At 46.4% G+C, this 7,283-nt stretch carries 6 protein-coding genes and 1 pseudogene; 1 reads left to right on the forward strand and 6 read right to left on the reverse strand.

The window, feature by feature from the left end:
• Positions 1–2 precede the first annotated feature (2 nt).
• The 5 genes from asnS to L696_RS0107005 form a co-directional block, all read right to left on the reverse strand.
• A complete protein-coding gene (gene asnS, locus L696_RS0106985; RefSeq protein ID WP_014282049.1) occupies positions 3–1,298 on the reverse strand; it encodes an asparagine--tRNA ligase in 1,296 nt (431 codons plus the stop codon).
• 131 nt (positions 1,299–1,429) lie between these two features.
• Positions 1,430–2,626, reverse strand: coding sequence for an acetate/propionate family kinase (locus L696_RS0106990; RefSeq protein WP_025683006.1), 1,197 nt, complete (start codon positions 2,624–2,626; stop codon positions 1,430–1,432).
• On the reverse strand, positions 2,623–3,495 hold the full coding sequence (locus L696_RS0106995) for a 3-hydroxyacyl-CoA dehydrogenase family protein (protein WP_025683007.1): 873 nt from the start codon (positions 3,493–3,495) through the stop codon (positions 2,623–2,625). The genes L696_RS0106990 and L696_RS0106995 overlap by 4 nt, the downstream gene beginning before the upstream one ends.
• Positions 3,496–3,631: 136 nt before the next feature.
• On the reverse strand, positions 3,632–5,134 hold the full coding sequence (locus L696_RS0107000; RefSeq protein WP_025683008.1) for an AAA family ATPase: 1,503 nt from the start codon (positions 5,132–5,134) through the stop codon (positions 3,632–3,634).
• Entirely contained in the window at positions 5,127–5,660 is a 534-nt protein-coding gene (locus L696_RS0107005; RefSeq protein ID WP_025683009.1) for a hypothetical protein, read from the reverse strand. Before L696_RS0107005 ends, L696_RS0107000 begins: the two co-directional genes overlap by 8 nt.
• Positions 5,661–5,842: 182 nt before the next feature.
• Between L696_RS0107005 and L696_RS30275 the strand changes: the two genes are divergently transcribed.
• Entirely contained in the window at positions 5,843–6,061 is a 219-nt protein-coding gene (locus L696_RS30275) for a hypothetical protein (RefSeq protein ID WP_155985331.1), read from the forward strand.
• A gap of 214 nt (positions 6,062–6,275) precedes the next feature.
• Here the strand turns inward: L696_RS30275 and L696_RS0107010 are convergent.
• Positions 6,276–7,057 (reverse strand): annotated as a pseudogene (locus L696_RS0107010) ((S)-acetoin forming diacetyl reductase).
• Positions 7,058–7,283: the final 226 nt, after the last annotated feature.

A 7,283-nucleotide genomic window follows, 5' to 3' on the forward strand; every position in this document is an offset into this window, starting at 1 on the left:
GGTTACGGATACAGACGATACAGCATACGTGGGAACGGAATCGTTTCACGTACATGATCGAGTCCACAAATCCATGCTACCGTACGCTCCAGTCCCAGTCCAAAGCCGGAATGCGGAACGGTGCCGTAGGTGCGCAGATCCATATACCATTGGTAAGCTTCACGCGCCAGGTTATGCTCGTTAAAACGTTCTTCCATCAAGGCCGGATCATCAATCCGTTGGGAACCCCCGATAATTTCGCCGTAGCCTTCAGGAGCGATCATATCGGCGCACAGTACAACCTCTGGACGAGTTGGATCAGGCTTCATATAAAATGCCTTAATGTGAGTCGGCCAATGTGTAATGAACACTGGCTTGTTATATCTCTCAGCAATAGCCGTTTCATGCGGAGCGCCAAAGTCCTCGCCCCAAGGGATATCAAATCCTTCTCCTTGAAGGAAAGCAATCGCCTCATCATACGTAATGCGCGGGAATTCTCCCTGAATTTGCTCCAGCTTCGAAACATCGCGTCCGATCGTTTCAAGCTCTTTTGCACAATTTTTCAGCACTGATTGTACGATATGACCCACAAACTGCTCCTGTACGCGCAAAGATTCCTCATGATCTACAAAAGCCATCTCCGGCTCGATCATCCAGAACTCAATGAGGTGACGACGTGTTTTGGACTTTTCCGCACGGAACGTTGGACCAAACGAGTATACTTTTCCAAGCGCCATGGCAGCCGCTTCCATATACAACTGTCCGCTTTGTGTCAAATAAGCATCCTCATCAAAATATTTGATATGGAACAGCTCAGTTGTGCCTTCTGCGGAAGAAGGAGTCAAAATCGGCGGGTCCACCTTTGTGAAGCCATTGCCATTAAAAAATTCCTGTACCGCACGGATAATTTCCGCCCGTACGATCAGAACCGCGCGTTGCTTAGCAGAACGCAACCACAGGTGACGGTGATCCATCAGGAAATCTACACCGTGTTCTTTAGGCGTGATCGGGTAGTTTTCTGTCAAATGAATGATTTCAATGCCCGTTACCGTCAATTCAAAACCGGATTGGCTACGCGGTTCTTCGCGCACAACTCCGGTAACATACAGGGAGCTCTCTTGGGTCAAGGATTTGGCATCATTCCAAATGTCCTCGGACACCTCGCTTTTCACGATAACCCCTTGAATATATCCGGTACCATCGCGCAGTTGAAGGAACTGGATTTTACCGCTAGATCGTTTATTATTGACCCAAGCGCCGATTGTAACCGTTTCCCCTACATGGCGGCCCACTAGGGCAATCGTACTTTTATTCGTCATGACCGTCTCTCTCCTCTTAACCGAAAATCAAACAGCCCTTCCCCCTGGGTCAGGCTGTTTGCTCTCGCTGTTTGGTGCATACGGGACTCAAACAATAATCCGTATGCATAAAGTTTAAACTTCGGGTCGAACTACTGAACCAGACGGAACGTGTCGCGGGCAATAACCAGCTCTTCGTTCGTCGGAACGATCAATACATCAACCTTCGAATTTGCTGTTGTAATCCGGCGAGGCTCGCCAGAACGAATAGCGTTCAACGATTCATCCAGCTCGATACCAAGGAATGTCAGTTGCTCCAACACTCTCTTGCGCAGAACGACGGAGTTTTCGCCTACACCTGCCGTGAATACGATCACGTCTACTCCGTTCATTGCCGCGGCATACGAACCAATGTATTTGCGCAGACGGTATTCATACATTTCAAATGCCAATGTAGAATTGGCCTCGCCTTTTTCCATACCTTCCGTGATTTCACGCATATCACTGCTGATACCGGAAATAGCCAAAAGTCCACTGTGCTTGTTCAGCATGGAGTTGACTTCATTGACCGTCAATTCTTCTTTGTTCATCACATAAGGCACGATTGCCGGGTCCAAATCACCGCTGCGTGTCCCCATCATAAGTCCTTCCAGTGGAGTCATACCCATGGAAGTATCTACGGACAAACCGCCTTGAACCGCTGTTATACTACCGCCGTTACCGATGTGACAAGTGATGATTTTCAAATCTTCCAAAGGACGACCGACGAATTTGGCAGCTTCTTTGCTTACATAATCATGGGAAGTACCGTGTGCGCCGTAGCGACGAACCTTGTACTTATTGTACAACACTCTTGGAATGGCGTACATATAAGCTTTTTCAGGCATCGTTTGATGGAATGAGGTATCAAATACAACAACCTGCGGTACATCCGGCATATTCAATTCAGCCGCTTTAATACCCATCATGGAAGCCGGGTTATGCAATGGCGCAAGGTCGAACAAGCGGCGGATTTCACTCTTCGCTTCAGGCGTTACAACCGCTGACTGCTTGAAGATTTCGCCTCCATGAACAACGCGGTGTCCCACAGCCTGAATTTCGTTAGTGCTGGAGATTACACCATGTTCCACATCTGTGAGTGCATTTAGCACTTTACGGATCGCTGTAGTATGCTCCAGAATTTCGCTAACCTCAGTGTATTCTTCTTTGTTGGTTGGCTTATGCGTCAAGATAGATGAATCCATACCGATGCGCTCGACCAATCCTTTTGCCAGAACGGACTCGTCCGTCATATCATACAGCTGGTATTTCAGGGAAGAACTCCCTGCATTAATTACGAGAATTTTCATACCCGGTCACCATCCTTGTCGTACTTAAAGAAGCCTTCGCCCGATTTCACGCCCAGATTACCTGCACGCACCATTTTCTTCAGGACGATGGACGGACGATATTTCAATTCGCCGAATTCACGGAACATGCGCTCCAGAGCAGCCAAAACGGAATCCAGACCAAAGCGGTCAGCCATTTCCAAAGGACCGTTTTGGAAGCTGTAGCCGATTCGCATAGCATCGTCGATATCTTCAGCAGAAGCAACACCCTCTTGAAGAACGTGAGCTGCTTCATTGATTAGCAGGCAGATGATACGGCTTGTTACGAAGCCTGGGGATTCATAAATCATAACCCCTTTCTTCTCCACTACTTCTTCAACAAATATTTTTGTGTTTTCAAACGTATCGTCTGAAGTTTTCAAGCCACGAATAATTTCCACAAGGTCAATGCGGGATACTGGATAGATAAAGTGCATACCAATAACACGCTCAGGATACTTGGTCGAGCTGGCAAGCTCTGTCAGGCTCAGCGTGGATGTATTACTTGCAAGAATAATGTTGTTTGGACACACATAGTCCAGTTCTTGGAAAACAGCTTTCTTCTCGTCCAGATTTTCTGTAATGGTCTCAATGACCATGTCACAGCTGCCGAGCTCAGCCAAATGGGAAACTTTCTGGATGCGGGATAAAATCAGTTTTTTCTCCGCTTGTGTGATAGCCCATTTTTCCAGTTGTTTGTCCAGACTCGTTTCAATCATATTGTAGGCGTAGTCTAGTTTCTCTGGTGTCTGCTCTACCAGCAGCACATCAATTCCTTTGGACGCGAGCATTTCAGAAATACCCTGTCCCATGGTGCCGCCGCCGATGACGCCGATTTTTTTAAATTGCATGGTTCTTTACTCCACCCTTTCCTGGTCACTCTCATATATTGTATCCTTCTTTGTCGAAAAATACATGTTTATGTCCCAATAGATAATAATATCTTAGCACGGACTAAAAGTAAAAAAAAATAACCAGCATAAAAAATTATGCTGGTAATAAAGCATTTTCACTAAATTGACATCTAAATTGATCCCCAGACAGGGTTTCTTCCTTCATGAGGATGTCAAGAGAGTTGTCGAACACTGGACGATGCTTTTCGAGCAACTCCAAAGTACGGCTATGCAGGTCGTCCATAATCTCACCATTTTCGCGCATGAGCTCTTCTTTTGTTACCATTTCCATATTAATAATGCCGAGTGAAGTCAAACCGGAAGTCATCATCGTATGAACAATGTTCAGCGCCTGCTCAAAATCGTTACTAGAGCCTGTACTGCGACCGCCATAGTACATTTCTTCCGCCGTAGCCCCTGCGAGCGAGATCATGATCTGCTCCTCCAGGAACTGCTTGGTATACAAATAATGCTCTTGCTGTGGATTGTGCCGCACATAGCCGAGCGCTTTCCCACGCGGGCTGAGCGCTACCTGGCTGACACTGCCCGGACGAACGATTTCAGCCATAATAGCATGTCCCAGTTCATGAATCGCTACACGTTTTTTCTCTTCCAGCGTTGATTCACGATCCGTTTTCTCACCCATCATCACCTTGTCAATCGCCATCGACAGATGCTTTTGCGCAATCATTTCCTGTTCCTGTCTCATCGCATAGATTGCCGCTTCATTCATGACGCTCTCCAACTGTGCACCGGAAAACCCGTAAGATTCCTCAGCGATTTTGTCCAGATTCGCATCTTCCTGAATCGGTTTGTTTTTGGCATGAATTTTAAGAATATGAAGACGGCCCTTCTTATCAGGTAAATCCACTTGAATATGACGGTCAAAACGCCCTGGACGCGTTAAGGCGCTGTCCAGCATTTCTTTACGGTTTGTTGCCGCAATGATCAAAATCCGCGGGGTATCTGCCGAATAAATGCCATCCATTTCTGTCAGCAACTGATTCAAAGTCTGATCATATTCACGCTGCTGTCCACCCTCACGCTTACCGCCAATAACGTCGATCTCGTCAATAAAAACAATCGCATTTTCCTTCTTTTCCTTGGCTGCACGAGTGCGGGCCTCCCGAAACAGCTCACGGACACGACCTGCACCAACACCCACGTACATTTCAACAAATTCACTACCTGAGGCTGCAACAAATACAGAATTAGTATAGTGTGCCGCTGCCTTCGCCATCAGTGTTTTTCCTGTTCCCGGAGGGCCTGTGAGCAAAACACCTTTTAATGGACGAATGCCGAACTTGGAAATTTCATCATGTCGATTCAAAAAATCCAGCGCTTCGCGCAGCTCCTGCTTCGCGCTTTCTTGCCCGCCGATTTCCTCAAAAGTCAACTTGTCCGGGCCATTTTTTTTACGCTTGCGCTCCTGCCCGGCCCCTACTGCCAAGCCGCCACGCGCATGCATGAGCATCAGCAAGCCGCTGAGCATCACGCCTACAATCAGAAGGGGAATGATATTCACCCCGATAAAAACAAGAAATATAATGGTCACCGGCACAATGCCGATTAGTGCTTCTTTGATCCATCTAGGCATTAGGCCATACCCCCATTTGCTGAGATTGACGTGGCAAAACGATAAACTTGGTCGCTTTACCTTCGCTGAGTCGGATATAGACGTTGTTAGAATCCATATCGGTATCGGCCTCGATACCGGATTTTTTCTTTTTCATCTGCTCAACAGTAGATGAAATTTGGGTGTATTTTTTATTTTCCATCGCTTCCGCTACCGGAAACATCGCCTCAGACCACCACTGGTTCAACGCTGGATTGGAATGATCTGCAATGTCAAGCTTAATAGTACGGCTACCGATGATGAACTGTCCTTTTTGCTTAACTACATTGACCAATCCGGCCACATCTGCCTGCGGTTTGAGATCCAGATTCAATACAACCTGATCCGGTTTAATATCTATTTGAGCGCTTGTCACGCCGGGATATTGAGAAACCAGTTTTTCCAGAGGACTTTGCATTGTAACCTGACGGTAAATGAACCATCCTCCAAACAACAGCGATGCTGCCAGAACCGCCGCAACAACGATAGGAACTGCACGCAATTTCAAATAACATCCTCCTCTCAAAATGTGAAACCCAGAAGAAACACGGGACGAATGTCAACAAATAAACCAGACTGCATGATCTACAGTGATCCGGCAAGTCTTTTTCTATCATTTTTGTCTATCACTTATAAAATATAGTATATCATAACGTATATCTAATATCGAAGGCAATGTGTGGGGGAGTTGTGAGTGGGCAAAATCTTTGGTTATGGTGGTGGGAGACGCTGCGTGTAGGATTTGATCTTACGATCGCTGTTGCCGCCGGATTTTTTTCGATTAGATTCTTATGGGGAAAATCCGGCGGCAAAGGCGAACGCTATCGCTTCTCCAGATTCAAATCCTCCACTCCGCTACTGCACAGCCATAAAGATGAATTTGCCTTAGGAGGGAAGTTGGGTAGGTAAAGATGCTTAGCTGGCTTTCAGCCAAGCTTTGCGGCGTAGCAACAAAAAGACGTAAATGCGAATTTCATCGCATTTACGTCTTTTTTTTGTTTTGCTATTTACTTTTTATGTGTAAATAAAGAACTTCATACAGCATTATAATTCCTATACACCATACAACTTACACTGTGTTAAAAAGGATTCATGATTACCTCATAGTACAACCTTTAAAGCTTTAAAGGAACATCATCCCGCCGTCGATCAGAGGGGATTGTCCTGTCATATAATCGGAATCCGGGCCTGCCAGGAAGGATACGAAGACGGATACGTCTTCTGGTGTAGACAGACGGCCAAGGGCAATTTTGCTGCCGAATTCCTTGGTTGCATCGCCTGTAGCTTCGCCTTTGGATGCCGTAATTTCTTTATCAATGCCGCTCCACATTGGCGTTTGTACAATGCCAGGGCAGTAGGCGTTTGCTGTAATACCATATTGGGCATATTCCTGAGCGGCGGTTTGTGTTAGGGCACGAACTGCAAATTTGGTAGCGGAGTAAATACCCAAATGGGCATTACCAACATGGCCTGCCTGAGAAGAGGCATTGATGATTTTACCACCATGGCCCAGTTCCTTGAACTTGGCGGCTGCCGCCTGAATGCCCCAAAGTACACTGGTCACATTGATATGAAACAGCTTGTCAAAATCAGCCAGCGTAACATCCTCCAATAGCTTGGCGGGGGCAACCCCCGCATTATTTACTATGACATCAAAGCCGCCGAGCTTCTCAGATGCTTCCTTTACAGCGGCAAAAACCTGATCCCGGTTGGAAACATCGACTTTAAGGGCAAGCGAGCGCCCTCCTGCCTTTGTAATCTCACCAGCAACACTTTGCGCCGTTTCTTCATTTAAATCTACAACCGCCACTGCGAAGCCGTCTTGGCTCAGGCGTAAAGCAATAGCCCGTCCAATCCCTTGACTCCACCCGTTACTAATGCAACTTTTCCATCCACTTTTCCCATGTCCATGAATCTCCTTTTTGTACAAGTAGTCATGATAACATAGCCACAAAATTATAGGTTACGTTAGTCTGCACCTATAACTAAACCATTTTAAGGAAAAAATTATTATGATCTATGTAATAGACTACATGTTTAACCTGATTAAGGGAAATTCAAGTGATATAAGTTGAGCTTGAAAGATACATGCGGAGCCACTGCGCAGGCAGATGGTGCTTCCCATCGCTGT

Origin of the sequence: Paenibacillus maysiensis, from assembly GCF_000520815.1 — a bacterium.
Taxonomy (GTDB): Bacteria; Bacillota; Bacilli; order Paenibacillales; family Paenibacillaceae; genus Paenibacillus; species Paenibacillus maysiensis.